This window comes from Agrobacterium sp. SORGH_AS_0745 (genome assembly GCF_030818995.1).
Taxonomy (GTDB): Bacteria; Pseudomonadota; Alphaproteobacteria; order Rhizobiales; family Rhizobiaceae; genus Agrobacterium; species Agrobacterium tumefaciens.
Genome location: NZ_JAUTBI010000001.1, coordinates 1,324,329 through 1,347,088 on the forward strand (window position 1 = coordinate 1,324,329; position 22,760 = coordinate 1,347,088).

Here is a 22,760-nt window from a genome sequence, read left to right on the forward strand (position 1 = left end):
CGATGGCAAGCCATCAGGCAATAAGTCGCGGCCCCGCATCCGTGAGCTTTAAAATGGTAAGCCTGCCCGTCGTAAACGCGCCGGTGTCGATGCCGATCCGTTGCGGACCTGTCTGTGGCTCCGGCGCCGGCGTATGGCCGTGGATGATGAGAAGGTCCAGTCCCGCCCCTTCCGACAGGAAGGGTTCCCTGATCCACAACATGTCCTCATCGGTCTGCGCCTCAAGCGGCACCCCGGGTTTGAGGCCAGCATGAACGAAAAAATAGGGTCCCATGCGGACGCAGATAGGCAGGCTGACTAGAAGTTGCCGATGGGCCTGCGGGATCGCGCCAATCAGCGCATCCCTGAACGGCTGAAGCCGCAGACGGCCGTTGTTCATGAAGTAGCTGATATCGACCCCGTAGGACAGAAGCGTCTGGCGGCCGCCGAAATCCAGCCAGTGCATGTTGTCTTGCGGATTTTCGAGGAAATCGCTGAAGAGCTGTTCGTGATTGCCGCAAAGCGAGATGCGGCGCAGGGGCGCCGGCGGTGGTTGCAGCAGATGCTGGAGAACACCGCAGGAATCCCGGCCACGATCGACATAGTCGCCCAGAAGAATAACCAGAGCGGGGGATGGATTGCTTGCGAGATCGGCAAGGATTTTCTGTTCCGCCTGCAAAAGCAGATCGAGGCTGCCATGGACGTCGCCAATGGCATAGATCGGAAAAGACGGAGATTTGTCGCCGAGGTCTATTCTGCGCCGCCTCCGGTCGTCGCGGGGGGCTGGCTGTTTACGACCGCGAATCCAGTTGAGCACTTTAGGCATAGATGCCGATACTGTCTCTCTTGCACGAGGTCAAGAGTGTTGAAAGCCAACGCCACAGAGCCCGTAAAACCTGGGTCCATGCAACGGCTACAGCATCAGCCAAAGCCCCGTCGGACAAAGCTATCCGGGGCAGGGAATTGCGAAAGCCGGTGTCGATTTTCGCAAGGCGCGCCGCGGCGATTGAAGAGGAACGGAGCGCCCCCTTCCTGTTCGAAGATGACTATCCTGTGCGAGATAGACCTAGAGTTTCAGCCAGACACGCGGGTTTTCGTGTGACTGGATCTTGATCCATTTCAGGTCAACCGCTTTCCAAGGTTTGACGACGTTGGTGCGGTTGTCCAGCACCAGATCGCCCTGGCTGGTGCTGACGACCAGAACGGCGTGGCCTATGCCGGTAGGGGTGCGGGCGGTGGCAATGCGCAGGGCGCCCGAGGGCCAGCCGGCGCGCAGAAGGCGTTGCCGCTTGGTCACCGCGTAGTCGTCACAGTCACCGCTTGCGGGGTTCAGATTCCATTCGTCCTGTCCGTCCGCTTCGCTTGTGTAGATTATCGATGTGTTGATCTCGGCGTTGATGCGCTGGAGTTCCGTGCGCTTCTGCTTGGTCAGTTCGACCGTGTCGCGATCGCCAATCCGGACACATTGGTCGGCGGCGTCGTCGCAAAATTTTGCGAAGGCGATGGGTGCAATTGTCGGGCGGCTTGTCGTCATGAACAGGCCGGGACGCGATGCGGTCGGGTTCTGCGCCAGGCCCGCAAGCGGGGCGGCCGATGCCATTGTCGCGATGCTTGCCGCCACACTGACGGCAACTGCCAAAGTCTTTGCCAGACGGATTTGTCTCTTCGCCATGTCTCTGCCTCTGCCCGATTGTTGTCTCTTGTGCATGGCAACATAGCGACCCTTCGTTGCGGGCCGTTTAAGTCGATAGATTGCTTTTTAGCGAAATCCAATTTTATTAAAGCGAGATAGAACAGCGGGGAAACCGGTGCGATGGCGCTTACTTGCAGCGGGTGCGGCCCTCGGCATCTATGATACATGTCTGCTGTGGCACAGCGTTTCGGTACTCACGCCGCGTATCGGTTGAGTTGCTGCGACTTGCCGGCGGCCGGTCGTAATTGCGGTAGACCTCGAAATTGCGCCCGCCGATCGTTCCCTGCGCACCGCCACGGCCATTCGGCGTGACTTCGAAATTCTGATATTGCTGGGCAGAAGCGGAAGCGGGCAGGCCCATCAGCACGCCAAAGGCGCCAGCCGCCAGGCCCTTCCATAACGCTGCCGTTTGGTGCCTGCGCAAGATCATGGCCGTTTCCTTCCCTCAACAGAACGACAGATACGCATTCTGCTTTCCCAATCGTTCGTCGCGTTGACTATATCACTGATCCCGCATTGAGGGTGAGAACGAATATAGCCTTCGTCGGCAGGCGAATCGCTTCGGTACCGCTGGGCGCATCACCAGATAGTGGCCAGACGACTATCTCGCCGCACGATTGTCCGGAACGCAAAAAAGACGTTTTTAGAGCTGAAAAATTAAGCTCTTCTCCGCTGCATTTATGGGCTTCACAATCCTGTAACAACGGACCTAATATACAAGTGCAGATGCCGAATCGATCAGGAGAAGCCCTTGACGATTGCAGTTTCACCACAGGCCCTGCCGGCGCTCGTTCTGAACGCAGACTACAGGCCACTGAGTTATTATCCCTTGTCGTTATGGTCCTGGCAGGACGCGATCAAGGCCGTCTTTCTAGACCGTGTGAACATCATTGCAGAATATGATCACGCGGTGTCGTCACCCAGCTTTTCCATGCGGTTGCCGAGCGTCGTCAGCCTCAAGACCTATGTCCAGCCCACCCGCAACCCCGCCTTCACGCGCTTCAACGTGTTCCTTCGGGACAAGTTCGAATGCCAATATTGTGGCACGCGGGACGACCTGACCTTCGATCACGTGATTCCCCGCGCCCATGGCGGCGAAACCACGTGGCACAATGTCGTGGCGGCCTGCTCTCCCTGCAATCTTAGAAAAGGCAGCAAGCTTCCCAAGCAGGCGGGCATGTTCCCGGCGCAGAAGCCCTTCCAGCCGACGGTTCAGGACTTGCACAATAACGGGCGGCTGTTCCCGCCCAACTACCTGCACGAAAGCTGGATGGACTATCTTTACTGGGATACCGAGCTGCAGCCTTGATCCTGAGGACTGCAACGCGGCTTTTCCGTTTAACGGCTTTTCCGGCTCGCGCCAAAAAAGGCAACGGCCGCAAGCGCAACGCTTGCAATGACATTCCAACCGGCAAACGAAAGGCCGAGCACCCGAAGTGCAGCGTCGTTGCAGGAGGGTGCCTTGATGGCATTCAGATTGCCAAGCAGGTCACCGGCATTGGTGGTGATGGATGGCGCACCCGTGGCGCAGGTGATAGGCCCTGCCCAGAAACCCCATTCCACACCAGCGTGATAAACACCAAGCCCGGCGCCGATCAGCATCGCCACGCCAATGAGGGCGAGAAGCAGCCGCGTGATCTGAACCGGCAGCTTGAAGATGCTGGTCGCTATGGCCAGAATACCCAACGGAATGGCGTAGTAATAGGGATCGCGCTGCAAAAGGCACAATGCGCAGGGCGTATAACCGCCAATATGCTGGAAACCGAGGGCGGAGCCGACAGTAAAGATCATTCCCGCCGTTACGCCAAGAGCGGCGAGCGTGCGGCTGTTGTCGGCGGTTGTTGCAGTGGCCATGATGTTTTCCCCAAACTTCACGAAGAAGCAGATATCCCGAACGGGCTTTCAAAAAGGCGGGCGTGATGGCGAAATTAAGTCGCCGGTTCAACGGTGTATTCCCGGATTCGTCTAATCCAGTCCTTTGCATCTGGCAAATGAAAGCCCGGTAATATTCGAGGGGCGAATGAGCAAAGTTTCGTGAGTGTCTCGATGGCCGCGAAGCAATCGACCGGTCTTTTTGAAAGACCGGAATAAAACGAAGAAAATCAATGCGATTTTGGAAATGGTACCCCAAGCCGGGATCGAACCAGCACTCCTTGCGGAACCGCATTTTGAGTGCGGCGCGTCTACCAATTCCGCCATTGGGGCAACGGTGGTAATGCCACGGCGTCTATCACGGCCAATGGCATGCGTGCAACCCCAAAGCTGATTTTTCCTGTCTAATGACGTGCGTTTGCAGCCTTCATTTCAGAGCTTTTACCGGGCGGGGAATGAAAGGAGAGTCGCGTTTGTCCGTCCCGTATCGGTACACCGACGGTTGTGGCGTTAAAGCAATATTAGATACCACTAATAAATTAGAATATACACAATTGCTAATTGAATTATGATGTTTGCGTGGAGTTTCCACGCGGGGCGGGAGAAGCCAGAACTCATAGGAGGAAATTATGAGGGCGCTTTCTCGCAATTTGTTACTGTCTGCCTGTCTGATTTTACCGGTCAACGCCCACGCGCTGGATATCGGGATTGGCGGTGAGAACGGGGTGAATGCCAGTGTGGGCGGCAATGGCAGCGGTGGGCTCGGTGTCGATGCTTCCGTGGGTGGCAGCAATGGCGTCAATGCCAGCGCTGATGTCGGCGGCAGGAGCAGTGGCGGACTGGGCGCGGATGTCAACGCGTCGGTCGGTGGCAGCAGCGGGGTTAATGCGGATGTCAACGCATCCGTCGGCGGCTCGAGCGGTGTCAGTGCGGGCGCCAATGCTTCGGTTGGCGGCTCCAGCGGCATCAATGCCAATGTTGGTGCGAATGTGGGCGGATCGAGCGGTCTTGGCCTTGGTGTCGGGCTTGGCATCGGCGGCTCCAGCTCGCCAGGCAATCCGGGGAACCCCGGTAATCCGGGCAATCCTGGAAACCCCGGCAACACGGGGCCGGTATCGCCCGGTGGCATGCGCAATGCCATACAGGCCTATAACGACATGTCGCGAAACGAGCAGATCAAGCTTGCCCGTCGTTGTGTCGATATTCTCGGCGGCGGATATGACGCCGCACTGACCCAATTGTGCAAGATGATCCGGACGGCCTCGCGCTGACGCAGCGTCAGCCCTGTGGATAGTCAGATACCAAACCGAAGGATGCTGCGGCATCCTTCGGGATTAACTGTTCTTGCGCCCGAAGGAGAGGATTTTCTGGCGCAGGCTGCGGGCGAGGTTGCGGGTGTTGCGATACATGTCCACCTGCGTGGAAACCTGTCGCACGTCACGGTCGCTGTTCTGCGCAAGCCCGACGACCAGAGTGCCCATTTCCTGCCGTTCCTGCCAGAAGCGGCTCATGATCGGATGATCGGGCACTGCGCAGCTGTCGCTGCGCAGAATATTGGCGTCGTCCAGCTGCCAGTCGGTCAGTTTCTGCACCAAAAGTTTGCCGGGTGAAAACCGCGAATAGGATTCGTCAAAGGCGGTCTTCCACGTATAGGCCTCGCCAGCCGTCATGAAGACGATCATGGAGGCGATGGCGCTGCCATTGAGATCGATGGTGTGAATGCGCACCGCATCCGCTTCGGCCAGATTGGTGATTGCCTCGCGGGCGAAGGCGGCGCGATAGCGGTCATTCACCAGCGCGCTGCGTTTGCGGCCTTTCCAGCCACTCGCTTCCAGCGCCAGGAATTCCTCCATGCGGTAGCGTATGTCCTTCGGTTGCCGGGTAACGGTGTAGGAAAGGGCCCCGAGTTTTTCGAGCTGTCGCCACTGCCTGCGCATTTCCCGCAAATGATGTGGCGCAAGTGAATTGCGCAGATAGGCTTCGCCGTCCAGAAGGCTCTCCAGCATCGGCCGCTGATAGTTACCAGTCGTCGTCACCGGCAGGTTGCGGCTGATTGCTATGGCCTTGAACATCCGGGCAAAAGGCCCTTCAAGCCGTACATCCGGCAGTACCAGAACATTCGGCAGGCGCATTTCCCGGTCGGAAAGGGCATCGAAAAGATTGTCGAGCGTTTCTGCGGCACCTTCGGTATCGACCAGCGGCGTGCCGAGAGGGCCGAAGGGGTTGGCCCAGCCACGGATGATGGAGGGACCGATGGAAAAACCTGGCTTTTCCACGGTGAAGGGCATCAGAAAGCGCATGCGGCTTCTAGCGCCGTTCTCGTCGCGAATAAGGGCGAAGCGCACGGACTTGTCATCGATACGCGGCATGGCGGGTGCAAGAAGCCGCCCTGTGAAGAAGACATTTGCCTCCATGACGCGGTTGGACAGGAAGTCGAGTTCTTCCTGCATGTCGTAACCGAGCCGGCCAGGATAGATGCAGAATTCGCGGCCGTCGCGTCCCACGCGCCGGCTGCTGTCGGCCACGGGGCGGTCACGCTCCGTAGACGCCATCAGCGCAGCGATGCGCGGGTCCTGAAAATCCGGATTCTTTGGGTCGCTGGACATGCTTATCGTTACACCGCCTTCCCAGTGTCTTGACCCGCCCCGGGGATCGTTGAAGGCAAAAAGGACGATCCCGAGTGTGCGGCGAATGGCAATATGCAATAGCACAGCTTCTATACACATTGCTATCGCGACAGCTGCCGCAGCGCCTGTCAGACCATAGACCGGAATCAACACCATGTTGAGTATAATGTTACAACCGAAGATAATAATATAAAGAGCTACGCACAATTTTTGTTTGCCGGCCATATTCAGCAGCGTTTCTCCCGGGCCGATCAGTGCTTTTGCGAGGAAGCCGGCAAAGAGGAAGAACATCAGCTTGTAACCCTGTACGAAGCCGGGACCGAACAGGGACAGCAGAAACGGCCCTGCCAGAAGCACGAGACAGCCAACGGCAAGCGATGGCCAGAAGGCCCAGCGCGCCGCCTGGCTGGCGAACCCGGCCAGCCCCTGCCTGTCATTGGCAGCAATGAGCGCGGCCAGACGTGGGGCCGCAGCCGCCTGCACGGAAAAAAACACGAATTGCATCAGCACGATGGTTTTTTGCCGCGGCAAAATAGATGCCGACCTGATCCGGCGGCAGATATAGACCGACGATTACCACATCTGAGTTGGTCATCAAAAAACCGATGCCGTCGATCAGGAACATCGGAAAGGCAAACCGTATCCACGGACGGAAATGCACCCTGCGGGCAACGCTGCGGAAATGCCGGTTGAGCCGGCGGTTCATGAACACGAAGTGGAAAAGCGTGGTGACATAGGTGGCCAAAAGGGCCGCAAGCATCGCTGTCGTCGCGGTTTTTTCCGCGCCGAGAAGGATCGCCACCAGCATGAACAGCAGGATCAGCACCGGGCGGATGATATAGGTGGGGCTGAGGGCTGAAACCGCCCAGCCGTTGGCACGAGCTGTCCCGTTCAGCACATCGCCAAGCGCCACCATCGGCAGGGTGAAAAGCGCCAGCGAAACCGGAATGAGGTAATAGGCGGAGATGCGCTCGCCGAAGAAATACAGGAAGACGAAACCGAAAAATGCAAGCGCGCTGGCCGAAAGCATGGCGAAGAGACGCGCTGTCGAGGTTAGACCCATGATCTTGTCATGGGCATCCTCCAGGCGGTAGCCGGGCAAAAAGCGGATGACGGTGGTGTGAAAGCCGAGACAGGAGAGGTTGCCGAACAGGATGACCAGAACCCAGACAAAGGCGAACAGGCCATATTCGAATTCGCCCATCAGGCGGGCAAGGATGATCTGGGAGATGAAAGCGATACCGGCGCTGATGATGCGCACCGCAAAGGCGACGAGCGCCATGCGCTGGGCCCGGGAGACATCGTCTCTGCCGGAAACGACGACGGCGATTTTTGCCCCCAGCGGCGCCAGTTTAGCGCGCAGGCCTGCGGGTAAGGCTTTTTCCGCCGTGTTGAGGATAGCCATAATCCACACGCCATCATTTCCAGTTGAGTAGGCAACTGGATTATAAGCACCTTATCATTAACGAAGGGTTTGGGAGACAGGCACCTGTGTGCCGATATTGGCCACCTGCCTCGGTTTGCGGATCCCGTTGAAGAGAAAAAGGGCAAGCGGACTACGGCGTATCGCCTGATGCAGCAGATAGGCCGTTATCGTGGTGGCGACGACGATGATGGCGAATTCCAGGATCGGCGGCAGCGAGATCAGGATGAAGAGGGTGCCGAAGGCATAAATCAGCGGGTGGTGAACCAGGTAGATGGTGAAGGAAGCGTCGGTCATTCTCCTGGCAAGCCGGCTTGGCCGGTCGAAAAAGCGGCAGGCGATATCGATCAGCAGGCGGCTTGCCGCCACGGCGGCGATTGTGGAGACGAGTATCAGCAGGGCCGAGTTCGAAAAAGGATATTCCAACCGCAGCGTAACCGCTGTCGCGATCCCGGCAAACGCGATGACGCCCGTGAGGATGCCCGTCTGGCGGAAGCGGTGAAAAAGAGCCCGGTCGCGATGAAGCAAAGCCCCGATAAGGAAGAACGGTACGTAACGCGCGTAAGGGTCGGAGGCCCGTTCATAGAGAACGAGAAGGCTGTTCCCATTTTTGCCAGCAAGCAGGCCCGAACCGTAAACCGTCAGCTCCCATAAAACAGGGAAGGCGCAGAGCGCTGCGAAAAACGCGGCTGGATATTGACCCCGCATCCTGCCGAACCAGTCTCTTGCATAGGCGAGGGGCGGGCGCCCCGCCAGAAATAGCAGGCCGGCAAGCAGACCCGAATACGCGATAAGGGCGGGTAGGAACCATAGATGCATGATCCATTGCTCACCCGGAAACAGCAAATCCGGCAGGTTCGCGAGCAGCCGGTCGGCGGGAATATCACCTTTGGCGATACCTGCCAGTTTCAGCAGGAAAAGCTGCGATGGCCCAAGCAGGAGCACGGCCACGATGAAAGGGACGCCAAGGCGAAGGAAGCGCTGTCTGAGCCATGGCATCTTGCCCTTCCTGCCGATGACCATGGTGGAAAAATAGCCGGCCACCAGAAAAAACGAAGGCATGCGGAAGGTGACGAGCGCTGCCCCAAGCGCGGTCAGGACTGGGCTGGTCTCGAAATCCTTGATGTCCCAGGGCAAAGCATAGCTGTAGAGCAGGGAGGCGTGATAGGGTATGCCGAGCAGCATGAGGAGTGCCCGCAACGGGTCCCAATAATGCTCATAGTCTGATTTGCCCGGTTGCATTTTCCCCTCGCGTGACGAACGCGATCCCGCCTGATCCGTAACGATCAACACGACTATTGGTGGAAAACGCTAATAAACCCTTCATGCACCCGACGGGGTGGGCGGGGCCTTTTTCTTGGGCATGAGGTCAAGCACCAGTGCGCAGCCCAGAATGATGATACCGGCACCGAACAGCTGGGGAAGCGACAGGGGTTCGTCGAGCACCAGGGCGCCAACAAGCACCGCCACGACGGTGACGGCAAATTCCACGCTGATCGCCTTCGTTGCGCCGATCGAGGAGACCAGCTTGAAATAGGTGATGTAGGTCAGGCCGCTCATGACGACCGCCTGTATCAGAAGATAACCGTAATCGACGAGATCGGGCGTTCCGGGCAAGGGCACAGCGAAAAGAAGCGGCAAGGTCATCAGGCCGCCTGTCAGGAAGGAACCGATGGTTATTTCCCAGGATCCAACCCCCTTGAGGTGCAGGCTCGCAAAATTGCTGCCATAGGCGGCACAGATGCAGGCGGCGACAGCGGCAGCACAGCCAATGACAAAGCCGGATGTGACAGGAACAGCGGGAAAACCAACGAGCAGGACGATGCCGGCAAAGCCGATGACGAGACCGGCAATACCCTGCCGCGTCAGGCGTTCCAGACCCCAAATCTGCGAGATCAGCATTGAAAAAAGCGGGATGGTCGCCACCAATATGGCTGCCATCGCAGTGCCGATCTGAGGCGTCGCGTAGGACAGGCCGATCAGTTGCCCGGCGACCGTCGTTGCGCCGACGATTGCGAAAGCGCGCCAGCTTGCGGAGAATGCCAGCTTCCGGCGTGCCGCACGCGCAATGAGAAAGAGTGCTACAGCGGTTATGAGAGCGAGCGAAGCGTGACTGCGCCAATCCAGCCGAAGGCTGCGACGACATGTAGAAGCAGCAGGAAAGACACGCCCCACGTAATCGCGAGAAAAATATAGGCGGCAAGATCGCGAGGGGCCATGAAAGCAGTTTCCGCAAGATGATCCGGCTCCCATAGGGAAAGTGCCGATACCAGTCAACACCCCGACCAGCAGCAATGATCCTGCCCAAACAAAATCGCCCGTAACGCAGGTTACGGGCGATCGATTGCTGGCATAAAGCCCTGGCCTTTTACGCCTGTTCGTAAACGCCGTGGCAGTGCTTGTACTTCTTGCCCGAGCCGCAGGGGCACATTTCGTTGCGGCCGATACGGCCCCAGGTGGCGGGGTTGTTCGGGTCGCGCTCCTCGGCCGGTACGAAAGCGACCGGCACGCCCTGCGCCATCTCGTCTTCCCCGGTGACGGGGTCGAGGTGATGCGCGGTCATTTCCGGCAGCTCCGGCTGCTGCGGTTCCTGCTGCACCAGTTCCACGCGCATCAGCTGGGCGGTGACGGCTTCACGCAGGTTGGTAAGCAGCGACTGGAACAGCTCGAAGGCTTCCGCCTTGTATTCCTGCAATGGATCGCGCTGGGCGTAACCGCGGAAACCGACGACGGAACGAAGGTGATCGAGGTTGACGATGTGTTCGCGCCACAGATGGTCGATTGTCTGAAGCACGACCGAGCGCTCGACATAGGTCATGATCTCCGGGCCGAAACGTTCCGCACGTTCAGCGGCGTATTTGTCCGCGGCCTCGGTAACGCGCTGAAGAATGTCGTCCTCGGCGATGCCTTCTTCCTTCGCCCATTCCTCCACCGGCAGGTCGAGGTTCAGGAACTGGGCGATACCGGCCTTGAGACCGGCGATATCCCACTGTTCGGCATAGGCATTTTCAGGAATATGCTTGGTGACGAGCGCTTCGATCACTTCGTGGCGCATGTCGGCTGCGGTTTCACCGATATTGTCGGATTCCATCAGCTCAAGGCGCTGCTCGAAGATGACCTTGCGCTGATCGTTCAGCACGTCGTCATATTTCAGCAGGTTCTTGCGGGTCTCGAAGTTACGGGCTTCGACCTTCTTCTGGGCACGTTCCAGCGCCTTGTTGATCCACGGATGGACGATGGCCTCGCCGTCCTTCAGGCCGAGCTTCTGCAGCATGCTGTCCATGCGCTCGGAACCGAAGATGCGCATCAGGTCGTCCTGAAGCGACAGATAGAACTTGGAGCGGCCGGGGTCGCCCTGACGGCCGGAACGGCCACGCAGCTGGTTGTCGATACGGCGGCTTTCGTGGCGCTCGGTCGCGATGACGTAGAGACCGCCGGCGGCAAGCGCCTTTTCCTTGAGAACCTTGATCTCGGCGCGGATGGCCGCTTCCTTCGCATCACGCTCCGGACCCGGCTCCATGCCTTCCAGCTCGCGCTCCAGACGCATCTCGACGTTGCCGCCGAGCTGGATGTCCGTACCACGACCGGCCATGTTGGTGGCGATGGTGACCGCACCGGGAACACCGGCCTGCGAAACGATATAGGCCTCCTGCTCGTGGTAACGGGCGTTCAGAACCTGGAAATCGGTAAAGCCGGACTGGCGCAGCATGTGGGCCAGAAGCTCGGATTTCTCGATGGAGGTCGTGCCGACGAGAACCGGCTGACCACGATCATGCGCCGCCTTGATCTCGGCGATGATGGCAAGGAACTTCTCTTCGCCGGTACGATAAACCTCGTCGTCCTCGTCGATACGCTGGATCGGCAGGTTGGTCGGCACCTCGATGACGTCGAGACCGTAGATGTTGCCGAACTCTTCCGCTTCCGTCGACGCCGTACCGGTCATGCCGGCAAGCTTTGCATACATGCGGAAGTAGTTCTGGAAGGTGACGGAAGACAGCGTCTGGTTTTCCGGCTGGATCTGCACCTTTTCCTTGGCTTCCAGCGCCTGGTGCTGGCCTTCGGAATAACGGCGGCCCGGCATCATGCGGCCGGTGAATTCGTCGATGATGACGATCTCGTCGTTGCGGACGATGTAGTCCTTGTCGCGGGTGAAGAGCTTGTGGGCCTTCAGCGCATTGTTGATGTGGTGAACTATGGCGACGTTTTCGATGTCGTAAAGCGATTCGCCCTTGAGCAGGCCCGCCTGCCGCAGCAGGTTTTCGAGCTTCTCGGTGCCGTCTTCGGAGAAGTTGGCCGAACGCTGCTTCTCATCGATTTCGTAATCTTCCGGCGACAGAAGCGGAATGAAGGTGTCGATGGTGTTATAGAGATCGGAGCGGTCGTCCAGCGGGCCGGAGATGATAAGCGGCGTGCGCGCCTCATCGACCAGAATGCTGTCCACTTCGTCGACGATTGCGTAGTTGTGGCCGCGCTGCACCATCTGGGCGCGATCATATTTCATGTTGTCGCGCAGATAATCGAAGCCAAGCTCGTTATTCGTGGCGTAGGTGATGTCGCAGCCATAGGCCTCGCGGCGCTGGTCGTCATCAAGCCCGTGCACGATCACACCGGTCGTCAGACCGAGGAAACGGTAGAGCTTGCTCATCGTGGCCGCGTCGCGCTGGGCGAGGTAGTCGTTGACGGTAACGACATGCACGCCCTTGCCGGCCAGCGCATTGAGGTAGACCGCAAGGGTCGCCACCAGCGTCTTGCCTTCACCGGTCTTCATTTCGGCGATGGCGCCCTGGTGCAGGATCATGGCACCGGTCAGCTGCACATCAAAGGGTCGCATGTGCAGAACACGGCGCGACGCCTCGCGGGCGACGGCAAAAGCCGGGATCAGCAGATCGTCCAGCGATTTGCCGTCCGCAAGCTGCTGGCGGAACTCCGCCGTCTTTGCCGCCAGCGCGTCGTCGGAAAGAGCCTTGGTGGCTTCCTCCAGCGCATTGATGGCTGCGATCTTGCTTTTATAGGAGCGGACGCGGCGTTCATTTGCCGAACCGAACAATTTGCGGGCTATTCCGCCGAGGCTGACCATCTTACTGGCCCTTTCTGAAATTCCGTTTTCGCAGGCGGTTTTTTCCATCACGCCGATTTCGGCAACAAATGACGGACTTCGCCCTTCAACGTATCTGGACGCGAGGTTGCGTGACAGATAAGAGGGGGGGCAAATGATGTCAACGGTTCTGCCCGTTACAGAATGGCCACAATCCGGTGTTTGGAAGTTTTTTCAGAGCCGGAAACCATGTCTGGAGCCGGCATTGTCCCCGAAAGGTTCAAAATGTTGCGCTATAATAAAATTGCGGCTGCGGTGATTGTGGCCACGCTCGGCCTCCAGTTTCCTGCCTTTGCACAGGAAGACAAGGTTGTCGCCAAGGTTGGCGATCTGGAAATCCACCAGTCCGAACTCGACCTTGCCATGGGCAATCTCGATCCGCAGCTCGCACAGCTTCCCGACGAGCAGAAGAAGGTCGCAGCCCTTTCCGGCGCGATCGACGTCAAGCTTCTCGTGAAGAATGCCAGCGCCGAAGGTCTGGAAAAGACCGAAGACTTCAAGAAGCGCATGGAGTTCATTCAGGACCGTGAGCTGCACAACGCCTATTTCCGCAAGCATGTGGTTGACGCTGTCACCAATGAAGAGGTGAAGGCGCGCTACGACAAGGAAGTAGCAGCCTTGCCGAAGGAAGAAGAAATCAAGGCAGCCCATATTCTGGTTGCAAGCGAAGACGAAGCCAAGGACGTCATCAAGCAGCTTGATGCGGGCAAGGATTTCGCAGCACTTGCCAAGGAAAAGTCGACCGACTCCAACAAGGATGATGGCGGCGATCTCGGCTGGTTCGGCAAGGGCCGCATGGTTCCGGAATTCGAAGAGGCCGCTTTCGGTCTCGAAAAGGGCGCCTACACCAAGACGCCTGTCAAGACGCAGTTCGGCTTCCACGTCATCAAGCTGGAAGACAAGCGCATCGCACCGCCGCCGGCTTTCGAGCAGGTCGAGCCGCAGGTTCGTCAGCTTGTCATGCGTGACAAGTACGTTGCCCTCATCGAGAAGGCAAAGGCTGACCAGAAGATCGAAATCATGGATGAGACGCTGAAGAAGGGCTACGACGAAGCCACGAAGGAACAGCAGGCACAGCCGCAGCAGTAATAAAACCATGTTACGGGGCGGCCACAGGCCGCCCAGCTTCATCTCAGGCACTTTCAAACCTTCCCCGTTTCCAGAATCTCAGGCGCTTTCCCATGTCCGTTGCCGTTTCCCCGCTCGCTCCGAAATCCTATCCCGACATGCCCGCGCTGCGTGGTGTTCGCATGGCGACGGCTGCCGCCGGCATCAAGTACAAGAACCGGACCGACGTTCTGTTGATGGTGTTCGACAAGCCGGCAAGCGTGGCCGGCGTTTTCACAAAATCGAAATGCCCCTCGGCCCCCGTTGATTTCTGCCGCGCCAATCTCGGCGGTGGCGTGGCGCGCGCCGTGGTGGTCAATTCCGGTAACGCAAACGCCTTTACCGGCGTCAAAGGCAAGGCCGCGACCGAATTGACGGCGAAATCCGCAGCCGCTGCAGTCGGCTGCTCTGAAAATGAAGTGTTTCTGGCATCGACCGGCGTAATCGGCGAACCGCTCGATGCCACCAAGTTCGCCGGGGTTCTGGGCGACATGCAGGGCATGGCTGAAGCCGATTTCTGGCAGGAAGCCGCCAAGGCAATCATGACGACCGACACTTATCCCAAGGTCGCGACCCGCACGGCCGAAATCGGCGGTGTCGTGGTCACCATCAACGGTATCGCCAAGGGTGCCGGCATGATCGCTCCCGATATGGCGACGATGCTTTCCTTCGTGGTGACGGATGCAGATATTGATCCGGCCGCGCTGCAATCACTGCTTTCCGCCGGTGTCGGCTCGACCTTCAATTCCGTGACTGTTGACAGCGACACCTCCACCTCCGATACGCTGATGTTGTTTGCGACAGGTGCGGCGGCTGAGGACGGTCAGGTCAAGGTGACGCGCGCCGATGACGAGCGGCTTTCCTCCTTCCGCGCCGCCTTGAACGATCTCCTGAAAGATCTGGCCCTGCAGGTGGTTCGCGATGGCGAAGGCGCACGCAAGATGGTCGAAGTCACCGTTACCGGCGCGGAAAACGATGTCGCTGCCAAGAAGATCGCCCTTTCGATTGCCAATTCACCGCTGGTGAAGACTGCGGTTGCCGGCGAAGATGCTAATTGGGGTCGCGTCGTGATGGCTGTGGGCAAATCCGGTGAAATGGCCGACCGTGATCGCCTTGCCATCTGGTTCGGCGGCGTGCGCGTTGCCGTCAATGGCGAACGCGATCCGGATTATTCGGAAGCGGAGACCACCGCCGTGATGCGGCTGGAAGACATTCCGGTGAAGGTTGACATCGGTCTCGGTGAGGGCAAGGCCACCGTATGGACGTGCGACCTGACCAAGGAATATGTTGCGATCAACGGCGACTACCGGAGCTGACCGTTGGAGCCGAAGAGAATGCAGGACAATAAAATCGTCAATCTGCCGCTGGTTCGCCGTCTGGAAGCAGTCAGCTTTCGGGCTTGGCCGGCCTCGTCGGTGATTTATGACGGTAGCTGGCAAATCCGCCTGACGGGGTCGCATCCATCAAAACGCATCAATTGCGTGGTGCCGCTCGATCCTTCCGATTATGGAAACTGCGCGGTGCGGCTGGAAAAGGCGCGCAAGCGCTTCGAGGATTTCGGCCGTCCGCTGGTGGTGCGCGAAACGACGCTGATGCCGCCGCAGCTCAAGGATTTTCTGGTAAAGGACGGCTGGTCCATGGTTGAGGAGGTCAAGGTCATGACGGCCGATCTCGCTGGCATGGAACTGCCGGAAACGCTGGTCAGCCTGCCGAGCCACGATATTGGCCGTTTTGTCGAGGCGAGCATCAAGGTCAGCGATGGCGACCCGACCCTGCGCCCGGCGATCGCTGAAATCCTCAGTTCGATCAAGCCGACCCTTGGCCTGTTCATCAACGAAGAAGCAGGGGGCAGCGCACTTGCCACCGTTATCTGCGTGCAGGATAACGATCTTGCCGGCATTCTTTCCCTCGATGTCGAGAAGTCGCAGCGGAAAAAGGGCCTCGGCACGCAGCTGCTGGCGTCAGCACTGCGCTGGGCCCGCATCAGCGGCGCCAAAAGCGCCTGGTTGCAGGTCGTCTCCACAAATGCGCCCGCGATTGCACTTTATGAAAAATTCGGCTTCACCGAGGCCTATTCCTATCGCTACTGGCGCAAGGCTGGTGAAGAATGAGCGAAGCCGGCAAAAAAATCCTGCTGGTTGCCGCCTGCGCCCTTCTCGATCAGGACGGCCGTATTCTTCTGGCGCAACGACCTGAGGGCAAGTCGCTTGCCGGCCTGTGGGAATTTCCAGGCGGCAAGGTGGAACAAGGCGAAACACCGGAGGAGACCCTCGTCCGCGAGTTGGACGAGGAGTTGGGTATCAAGACCAAGATAGCCTGCCTCGCGCCGCTGACGTTCGCCAGCCATACCTACGAGACTTTTCACCTGCTGATGCCGCTTTACGTGTGCCGTCGTTATGAAGGCATGGCCCATGGGCGCGAAGGACAGGCAATTAAATGGGTAAAGCCGCAGGCTCTGCGTGATTATCCGATGCCGCCGGCCGACGAGCCGCTCATCCCCTTCCTTCAGGATTTGCTTTAAAGCGAACTTCCTGGCGGGTTCGATCCCCTCGCGCAGCCTGTTGAAAACATCCCGTAACTCCGCTTTACCGTGCCAAAACGAGGCTGTGTTAACAGATCGTTCAGCACCCTCTGGCAGATTGTTAAGCTAAAGAAGCGGTAAACTGCGCGTATGAGGTTGGCTATGAACGAGGATTTCTGGAAGACGGTGGAAGGTCGTCAGTCTTACTCCAATAAATCCCGTCGCACCGGCGTTCTTAATGTCGCGCTGCTTTTCGGGACGGCTGTGATTGCTCTTTCCTTGATCGTCACCCCCATGCTTGCCGGAAAATCATCAACGCGCGTCGCGCAGTTCTCCGACAATTACGACATGATAAGCACCGGCTCCATCAAGAAGACCGATGCTGGCAAGACGTATTCCATCCGCCGCAGCATAACCCAGCCGATGCCCGAGATGCCCTGTGTCGTGACGGGCTATAGCAGCGAGAGCGGTTGCTGATCGTTTACCATCATCGGTAACGGATTACTCATGCCCGTGGCATAGTATAAATTCGATTTTAGCAATATATAATGCCGGTTAGCGTAAGCACCGGATGGCGGATGGAGAATATCCCGTGCTGCATTGTTTTATTCGTTTCTTTAAAGACGAAAACGGCGCGACCGCAGTCGAATACGGCCTGATCGTCGGCGTTATTTCCGCCGCCATCATCGGTGGCGGAACCACCATCGGCAGCACCATCAATGCTGTATTCCAGTTCCTCGCCGATACTTTTGCCAACATCTGAGGCCTGCGCTACGCCTATCAGGAAAGCTTGACTTCGGTCGTCTTCAAGGCATCGGCAAGGCGCATTTTGGCGGAACCAGGTTTCAGCGGTTTCTGCTGGCTCTCGTGCGGTGCCCAGCCTGAGACATAGATGATGGAAAACGTGGCTCTGATCCGCCCGTCCGGATCGGAATAACGTTCGGCGTAAAGCTCCGCTGCCCGCAGGAAAAAAGCGCGGTTGAGCGGTTTTCTGCTGCGGCTTGCCAGCGGATTGGCCATGCCCATGGCGCGCAGATCGCGCATCAGCGGAAAAATCGAGTCGTAACGCACCGTATAAGTTTCCGCGTCGGTGACGGGAAGCGCAAAACCGGCACGCTGCAACAGTGCGCCAACATCGCGCACATCGGCAAAGGGAATGACGCGCGGGCTGGCGCCGCCGGTCAACTCGGCTTCTGCAGTCAACAGCACATCGCGCAGTTCCTGCAATGTGCCGCTGCCGGGAATGGCTCCGAGAAACAGTCCGTCCGGCTTTAACGCCCGCCTTATCTGGATCAACGCACCGGGGGTGTCGTTGGTGAGGTGGAGGGCAAGCGGGGAAACAATGAGATTGGCGGAGGCTTCTTCGAGCGGCAGATGCTCCATGGAGGCCACCTGCGGCAGATTCCCATCCGTCGCAAAGGAGGTATCCGTCTCGATACGACGGATAGCATCCACCTTGCCCGTCTCGGTCAAGCGCCGGGCGGTGATGCCCGTCCCGCCGTGCAGTTCGATTGCGGTCTCGAAACGGCGCTCGACGATGGCGAGCCTGTCGGCAAACTCGTCGGCGGCCATGTCGAGAAGAAACAGGGCCTTGTCGTCACGCCGGTTCCACGCCCGGCGGCGATTTTGTTCGATCAGGGCCTGGTCAAAGAGAATATCCATCGTCGTGCCTGCTCGGCCTGTAGCGCCTTTGGGATTGGCGGGCCGCATCGTTGCTGTCATGCCGCTTCGGGCATTGTTTTTCCGGTCAGAGGCCGAAACATATCTCTCTCGCAAAGGCACCCGTTCGGCGCTAAAGTCAACCTCATGGGCGCTGGTGAAGATCTGTTTTCGGGATTGCTGTCGAGGTCCGCGACGGTGTCGGTGGCGGCACGCAGCGTGTTGCACTCGGCCTTCCGCATGGTCTATCCGCCCACTTGCGCAGGGTGTTCCCGCATGACCGGCGGCGAGGGTGCCCTGTGTGCGGATTGCTGGCGGGATGTGGCCTTTATCGATCGACCTTTTTGTGAGGTTCTGGGCATTCCCTTCGCCCGGGATCACGGCGCGGGTGTTGTAAGCGCACAAGCCATCGCCGACCCACCGCCTTTCGACCGTCTGCGTGCTGTTGCCAGCCATGAGGGAACCGCGCGTAAACTCGTACACCGGCTGAAATATCAGGACCGGACCGATCTTGTGCGTTTCATGGCGCTGTGGATGCTGCGGGCAAGCGACGGAACGGTTGATAGCTGCGACTGTATCGTGCCGGTTCCGCTGCATCGCCACCGCTTCTGGCGTCGCCGTTTCAACCAGTCCGCTGAGCTCGCACGGCATCTGGCCAAGGCCACCGGCAAACCGCTGTTTGCCGGCACGCTGTTGCGCGTGAAGCCGACCGAGCGGCAGGTGGGGCTTTCCGCGCTTGCCCGGCAGGACAATGTGCGGGGTGCTTTTGCAATAGCGCCCGGCCGAAAAACCGATGTTTATGGCAAGCGAGTGGTGCTGGTGGATGATGTTTATACCACTGGTGCAACGGTGGGCGCGGCAAGTCGCGTCTTGCGGAAGGCGGGTGCCACGGATGTGACCGTTTTGACCTTTGCAATGGCCATTTCCGGCCCTATATGAAGCCTGAATGAAACGAGGATATCGTGCGTTTCAGCACACGTTTGCGAGGCTTCGAAATACATGGCACCGGTAACGATCTATACACGGGATTTTTGTGGTTATTGCGCGCGCGCCAAGGCGTTGCTGGACAGCAAGGGCGTCGATTACGCCGAATATAACGCGACGACGACGCCGGAATACCGGCAGGAAATGATCGAGAAATCCGGCGGAACGACCTTCCCGCAAATCTTCATCAACGGCCAGCATATCGGCGGTTGCGACGATCTGCATGCACTGGAGCGTGCTGGCAAACTCGACGTTATGCTGGCCGCTTAATCGGCTCGATTTTCGATACGGAGGACGTGATGATTTTCAAGGCTGCCGCCATTCAGATGCGCTCGGGTGTCGATACGGTGAAAAACGCCGCCGATATGGAGCGCCTGGTACGTGTTGCTGCGGCTGCGGGCGCTGTCTATGTTCAGACGCCGGAAATGACCGGCGCTCTCCAGAAGGACAGGCAGGCGCTTCGCGCCCAGCTGCGTGACGACGATGGCGATATCATCGTTGCGACCGCCGCGCGGCTGGCACGCGAACTCGGCATCCATGTCCATGTCGGCTCGACAGCGATTGCCCGCCCGGATGGCAAGATTGCCAATCGCGGTTTTCTGTTTGCGCCTGACGGTTCGCGTATCTGCAGCTATGACAAGATCCATATGTTCGATGTCGATCTCGACAATGGCGAAAGCTGGCGCGAAAGTGCGGCTTACGAACCCGGCGCTGTCGCTCGCGTTGCCGAACTGCCGCTGGGGAAATTCGGCTTTGCGATCTGCTACGATGTGCGCTTCCCGCAGCTTTTCCGGGCGGAGGCACTCGCCGGCGCCGAGGTTCTGACGGTTCCGGCCGCCTTTACCCGCCAGACAGGGGAAGCCCACTGGGAAATTCTGCTGCGTGCCCGCGCCATTGAAAACGGCGCTTTCGTCATTGCCGCCGCACAGGCCGGCCTGCATGAGGACGGGCGGGTCACGTTCGGCCATTCCATCATCATCGATCCCTGGGGCAAGGTGCTGGCAATGGCCGGTGGCGCCGGGGAAGAGATCATTTTCGCAGAGATCGACACGTCTCTCGTGGCTGCCGCGCGCGGGAAAATCCCCAATCTGCGCAATGCCCGCGAGTTCGGACTGGACACGGTTATTCCTGCTGGAGGTGAGGCGGCGTGATCCGTTATGCGCTGGCCTGTGAAAAGGGCCATGAGTTCGAAGGCTGGTTTTCCGGGAGCGACGATTTCGACAATCAGTTGCAGCGCGGCTTCCTGTCCTGCCCGATGTGCAATTCCCCGCAGGTTTCCAAACTTCTGATGGCGCCTTCGGTCTCCACCGCCCGCAAAAAAGACGAACGCCAGTCGCTCGCCATGGACACGGCCAGAAAAGAGGCTATCGCAAAAATCCGCGAGGCGGTCGCAAATATCCGCGCGAATGCGGAAGATGTCGGCGATAAATTTCCTGAAGAAGCCCGCAAGATCCACTATGGCGAGGCCGACGAACGCGGCATCATCGGCCACGCGTCTGCCCAGGACGCGAAGGCCCTGATTGACGAGGGCATCGAGATTGCACCGTTGCCAGTGCTGCCCGATGATGTGAATTGAGTTTGCTTGCGATTCTGATGACGTCCACCACTCAGGGTGACGTCATCCGTCGTTCATGACCGGAGAGTTGGGTACGCTGGCTTCACGCGGGTCTTTTCGCCAGCATCATGTAGTTGACTTCCATGTCCGGCGAGAGGTTCCAGCGGTCCTGCAATACGTTGTAGAAGACGCCGGTACGGTGGACGATATCCATGCCGCTGGCCACCAGCGGTCGTTCAAGCTCATCCGGGCGAACCAGCTTCTCATATTGGTGGGTGCCGCGCGGCAGCCAGCGCAATACGTTTTCGGCGGCGAAGATCGCGAGCGCGCGGGCTTTCAGCGTGCGGTTGATGGTGGCGGCGAACATCAGCCCGCCGGGACGCACCATTTTCGCGCAGGTGGTGACGAAGAGATCGACATTGGCCACATGCTCGACAACTTCCATGTTGAGGACGACGTCGAAGGTTTCGCCCGCCTCCAGCAACTGTTCGGCGGTCACGGCGCGGTAGTCGACGCTGACACCGCTTTCACGGGCGTGGGTGGAGGCGATGCCGATATTCTTTTCTGAAGGGTCGGCGCCCACCACGTCCGCGCCCATGCGCGCCACGGGTTCGGAAAGCAGGCCGCCGCCGCAGCCGATATCTAGCACACGCAGCCCTTCAAGCGGGCGGTGCGCCTTCGGGTCGCGGCCGAAATTATCGCAGATGCGGTTGCGGATATATTCAAGCCGCACCGGGTTGAATTTGTGCAGCGGCCGGAACTTGCCCGTCGGGCTCCACCATTCCGCAGCCATCGCGGAGAAGCGATCCACTTCGCTCTGGTCGACGGTCGTCTGTGCGGTTTCGCTCATGGTTCTGCTCCATATTGCTGTTGCATTGAAGTCGGATGATTGATCCCCGAAGTCAAGACCGGCGGCACATTCCGTCGGCAAATTCCCGGGTGCTTCATTGCCGCAGGTGGAACTGAAACGGGCTGCGATTTGTTTCATGCTGCGTTCATGGAACACGGCGTATTTTCCAGCCATGGCAGTATGTGGAACGCATGCTCGTCCATCGAAATCGATGGACGCCGACAAGGGCAAAGCGGGCTTTTGCTTGAGGAGAAGTAAGTGAAGAAAAAACTGTTTGGCGCAATTGCGCTGGTGGCCATGCTCGCCGCGCCGGCCCTTGCCGAAGCTGCGACTCGCGGCTTTGCCACCGCGAATGTGAATATGCGCTCCGGTCCGAGCACAGCCTATCCGGCCGTGGTCGTGATCCCGGTCGGCGCACCATTGACGGTTCATGGCTGCCTGTCCGATACGCCGTGGTGCGACGTCTCTTTCGTCAGCGGTCGTGGTTGGGTCGCCGGTCGTTACATCCAGACGACGTTCAGGCAGAACCGGGTCTACGTTGAGCCGCGTTATTACCGCGATCTCGGCGTTCCCGTGATCACCTTCGAAGCCGGTCGTTATTGGGACCGTTATTATCGTGACCGTGACTTCTACCGCGAGCGTGACCGCTGGCGTCGTCCGCCGCCATCAGGCGGTTACTGGAATGCTGCGCCTCCGCCGCCGCGCGGTGACTGGGAACGCCCGCGTCCGCGCGACGAATGGCGTGATGGCCGCCGGGATGAATGGCGCGATCCGCGTCAGGGCGGTGGACCGAATGATGGCCGCTGGGAGCGCCGTTACGGCGACTGGAACCAGGGTGACAGAAACCGGGGCGATGGAAATCAGGACAGGCCGCGTCGAGATGGTGACCGCCCGCGGTTCGAGGAAGAAAATCGCGACCGCAATCGCGATCGCCAGCCGAATCAGGACGAAGGCCAGCGTCGTCCGGAGCGCCGCCAGTGGGATGATCCACGCCGCGCGCCCGCCTCGGAAAACTTTCAGGGCGGTTGCCGGGTCGGTGATCCCGGTTGCGATCCGCGATAAACAGACAAAGCCCGGCGAGATTTCGTCGGGCTTTTCATTTGCCGGTTCATATTATCACGAGAGTACTTTTATTTCGCGGTTGCTGCCTTGCGTGCACGGGCCTTGGGTTTTGCGGGGGCTTCTGCCTCCGGCTCCGCAGCAGCGGTCTTCGGCACTGCTTTCTTGCGCTGGGCAGGCTTTGTCGCCTCCGACGTCTTCAGCAGCGAAAATTCATGCTTTGCCTGTTCCCAATGGTCCGCGTCACGGCCATGAGGATGGCCTTCCTTTTCCCAAAGTGTATAGGCCCGTTTGCTGATCCACTCTTGTTCCGAAACCTGCATGCTCGTCTCCCGT

24 protein-coding genes, 1 tRNA gene and 2 pseudogenes are annotated in these 22,760 nt (G+C 58.9%); 14 read left to right on the top strand and 13 right to left on the bottom strand.

Annotation, left to right across the window (positions count from 1 at the left end; all coding sequences use genetic code 11):
• Window positions 1-13 precede the first annotated feature (13 nt).
• The 3 genes from QE432_RS06080 to QE432_RS06090 all read right to left on the bottom strand — a co-directional run bounded on the left by QE432_RS06080 (window position 14) and on the right by QE432_RS06090 (window position 2,102).
• Window positions 14-805, bottom strand: a complete 792-nt coding sequence (locus QE432_RS06080; protein WP_003511251.1) for a metallophosphoesterase family protein — start codon at window positions 803-805, stop codon at window positions 14-16.
• A 240-nt stretch (window positions 806-1,045) separates the two neighbouring features.
• Window positions 1,046-1,651 carry a transglutaminase-like cysteine peptidase gene (locus tag QE432_RS06085; RefSeq protein WP_025595463.1) on the bottom strand — a complete coding sequence of 202 codons (606 nt, stop codon included), beginning with the start codon at window positions 1,649-1,651 and terminating at the stop codon, window positions 1,046-1,048.
• Between the two features lie 148 nt (window positions 1,652-1,799).
• Entirely contained in the window at window positions 1,800-2,102 is a 303-nt protein-coding gene (locus QE432_RS06090) for a hypothetical protein (RefSeq protein WP_065687882.1), read from the bottom strand.
• Window positions 2,103-2,423: 321 nt separating this feature from the next.
• Between QE432_RS06090 and QE432_RS06095 the strand changes: the two genes are divergently transcribed.
• The gene (locus tag QE432_RS06095; RefSeq protein ID WP_003511248.1) at window positions 2,424-2,981 is read left to right on the top strand and encodes an HNH endonuclease; all 558 of its coding nucleotides are present in this window, start codon (window positions 2,424-2,426) and stop codon (window positions 2,979-2,981) included.
• Between the two features lie 29 nt (window positions 2,982-3,010).
• Here QE432_RS06095 and QE432_RS06100 read toward each other — a convergent pair whose 3' ends face one another.
• Window positions 3,011-3,526, bottom strand: coding sequence for a disulfide bond formation protein B (locus tag QE432_RS06100; protein WP_013761732.1), 516 nt, complete (start codon window positions 3,524-3,526; stop codon window positions 3,011-3,013).
• 266 nt (window positions 3,527-3,792) lie between these two features.
• A tRNA-Leu gene (locus tag QE432_RS06105) sits at window positions 3,793-3,877 on the bottom strand.
• A 296-nt stretch (window positions 3,878-4,173) separates the two neighbouring features.
• Here QE432_RS06105 and uppQ point away from each other — a divergent pair.
• A complete protein-coding gene (gene uppQ, locus QE432_RS06110; RefSeq protein WP_003511246.1) occupies window positions 4,174-4,815 on the top strand; it encodes a polysaccharide biosynthesis GNAT family N-acetyltransferase UppQ in 642 nt (213 codons plus the stop codon).
• A gap of 63 nt (window positions 4,816-4,878) precedes the next feature.
• Here uppQ and QE432_RS06115 read toward each other — a convergent pair whose 3' ends face one another.
• From QE432_RS06115 to secA, 5 genes and pseudogenes are all read right to left on the bottom strand, one after another.
• Complete coding sequence (locus QE432_RS06115; protein WP_003511245.1) at window positions 4,879-6,150, bottom strand: GNAT family N-acetyltransferase; 1,272 nt, start codon at window positions 6,148-6,150, stop codon at window positions 4,879-4,881.
• A gap of 8 nt (window positions 6,151-6,158) precedes the next feature.
• Window positions 6,159-7,576 (bottom strand): annotated as a pseudogene (gene uppV, locus QE432_RS06120) (Wzx-type polysaccharide biosynthesis protein UppV).
• A gap of 57 nt (window positions 7,577-7,633) precedes the next feature.
• Window positions 7,634-8,836, bottom strand: coding sequence for an acyltransferase family protein (locus QE432_RS06125; protein ID WP_081308484.1), 1,203 nt, complete (start codon window positions 8,834-8,836; stop codon window positions 7,634-7,636).
• An 81-nt stretch (window positions 8,837-8,917) separates the two neighbouring features.
• Window positions 8,918-9,813 (bottom strand): annotated as a pseudogene (locus tag QE432_RS06130) (DMT family transporter).
• A 149-nt stretch (window positions 9,814-9,962) separates the two neighbouring features.
• A complete protein-coding gene (gene secA, locus QE432_RS06135; protein WP_065688010.1) occupies window positions 9,963-12,671 on the bottom strand; it encodes a preprotein translocase subunit SecA in 2,709 nt (902 codons plus the stop codon).
• Window positions 12,672-12,914: 243 nt separating this feature from the next.
• On the opposite strand from secA, the gene QE432_RS06140 reads away from it, so the two are divergent.
• From QE432_RS06140 to QE432_RS06165, 6 genes are all read left to right on the top strand, one after another.
• Window positions 12,915-13,778 (top strand): peptidylprolyl isomerase, encoded by an 864-nt coding sequence (locus tag QE432_RS06140; RefSeq protein WP_013761725.1) that lies wholly within the window; start codon window positions 12,915-12,917, stop codon window positions 13,776-13,778.
• A 92-nt stretch (window positions 13,779-13,870) separates the two neighbouring features.
• Window positions 13,871-15,112, top strand: a complete 1,242-nt coding sequence (gene argJ, locus QE432_RS06145; RefSeq protein WP_065687837.1) for a bifunctional glutamate N-acetyltransferase/amino-acid acetyltransferase ArgJ — start codon at window positions 13,871-13,873, stop codon at window positions 15,110-15,112.
• Window positions 15,113-15,130: 18 nt separating this feature from the next.
• On the top strand, window positions 15,131-15,907 hold the full coding sequence (locus QE432_RS06150) for a GNAT family N-acetyltransferase (RefSeq protein ID WP_013761724.1): 777 nt from the start codon (window positions 15,131-15,133) through the stop codon (window positions 15,905-15,907).
• Window positions 15,904-16,317 carry an 8-oxo-dGTP diphosphatase MutT gene (gene mutT, locus QE432_RS06155; protein ID WP_003511235.1) on the top strand — a complete coding sequence of 138 codons (414 nt, stop codon included), beginning with the start codon at window positions 15,904-15,906 and terminating at the stop codon, window positions 16,315-16,317. The genes QE432_RS06150 and mutT overlap by 4 nt, the downstream gene beginning before the upstream one ends.
• Before the next feature lie 162 nt (window positions 16,318-16,479).
• Window positions 16,480-16,794, top strand: a complete 315-nt coding sequence (locus QE432_RS06160; RefSeq protein ID WP_003511234.1) for a hypothetical protein — start codon at window positions 16,480-16,482, stop codon at window positions 16,792-16,794.
• Between the two features lie 94 nt (window positions 16,795-16,888).
• Window positions 16,889-17,080, top strand: coding sequence for a Flp family type IVb pilin (locus QE432_RS06165; protein WP_026330706.1), 192 nt, complete (start codon window positions 16,889-16,891; stop codon window positions 17,078-17,080).
• Window positions 17,081-17,097: 17 nt separating this feature from the next.
• Here QE432_RS06165 and QE432_RS06170 read toward each other — a convergent pair whose 3' ends face one another.
• Complete coding sequence (locus tag QE432_RS06170; protein ID WP_003511231.1) at window positions 17,098-17,979, bottom strand: methyltransferase domain-containing protein; 882 nt, start codon at window positions 17,977-17,979, stop codon at window positions 17,098-17,100.
• 144 nt (window positions 17,980-18,123) lie between these two features.
• Here QE432_RS06170 and QE432_RS06175 point away from each other — a divergent pair, with 144 nt between their 5' ends.
• Genes QE432_RS06175 through QE432_RS06190 form a run of 4 tightly spaced genes read left to right on the top strand, consistent with a single transcriptional unit; the run spans window position 18,124 to window position 20,536 of the window.
• Complete coding sequence (locus tag QE432_RS06175; protein ID WP_065662512.1) at window positions 18,124-18,915, top strand: ComF family protein; 792 nt, start codon at window positions 18,124-18,126, stop codon at window positions 18,913-18,915.
• 60 nt (window positions 18,916-18,975) lie between these two features.
• A complete protein-coding gene (gene grxC, locus QE432_RS06180) occupies window positions 18,976-19,230 on the top strand; it encodes a glutaredoxin 3 (protein ID WP_003511229.1) in 255 nt (84 codons plus the stop codon).
• Window positions 19,231-19,259: 29 nt separating this feature from the next.
• The gene (locus QE432_RS06185) at window positions 19,260-20,111 is read left to right on the top strand and encodes a carbon-nitrogen hydrolase family protein (protein ID WP_003511228.1); all 852 of its coding nucleotides are present in this window, start codon (window positions 19,260-19,262) and stop codon (window positions 20,109-20,111) included.
• On the top strand, window positions 20,108-20,536 hold the full coding sequence (locus QE432_RS06190) for a DUF1178 family protein (protein WP_003511227.1): 429 nt from the start codon (window positions 20,108-20,110) through the stop codon (window positions 20,534-20,536). Before QE432_RS06185 ends, QE432_RS06190 begins: the two co-directional genes overlap by 4 nt.
• Window positions 20,537-20,618: 82 nt before the next feature.
• On the opposite strand, the gene ubiG is transcribed toward QE432_RS06190, so the two are convergent.
• Complete coding sequence (ubiG, locus tag QE432_RS06195) at window positions 20,619-21,365, bottom strand: bifunctional 2-polyprenyl-6-hydroxyphenol methylase/3-demethylubiquinol 3-O-methyltransferase UbiG (protein WP_026330704.1); 747 nt, start codon at window positions 21,363-21,365, stop codon at window positions 20,619-20,621.
• Between the two features lie 39 nt (window positions 21,366-21,404).
• Between ubiG and QE432_RS06200 the strand changes: the two genes are divergently transcribed.
• Both QE432_RS06200 and QE432_RS06205 read left to right on the top strand, forming a co-directional pair.
• Window positions 21,405-21,623, top strand: a complete 219-nt coding sequence (locus QE432_RS06200) for a hypothetical protein (protein ID WP_139104343.1) — start codon at window positions 21,405-21,407, stop codon at window positions 21,621-21,623.
• Complete coding sequence (locus QE432_RS06205; protein WP_003511225.1) at window positions 21,624-22,427, top strand: SH3 domain-containing protein; 804 nt, start codon at window positions 21,624-21,626, stop codon at window positions 22,425-22,427. It abuts the gene before it with no gap.
• Between the two features lie 68 nt (window positions 22,428-22,495).
• Here the strand turns inward: QE432_RS06205 and QE432_RS06210 are convergent, their stop codons facing one another.
• Window positions 22,496-22,747, bottom strand: coding sequence for a DUF2934 domain-containing protein (locus QE432_RS06210; protein ID WP_065687836.1), 252 nt, complete (start codon window positions 22,745-22,747; stop codon window positions 22,496-22,498).
• Window positions 22,748-22,760: the final 13 nt, after the last annotated feature.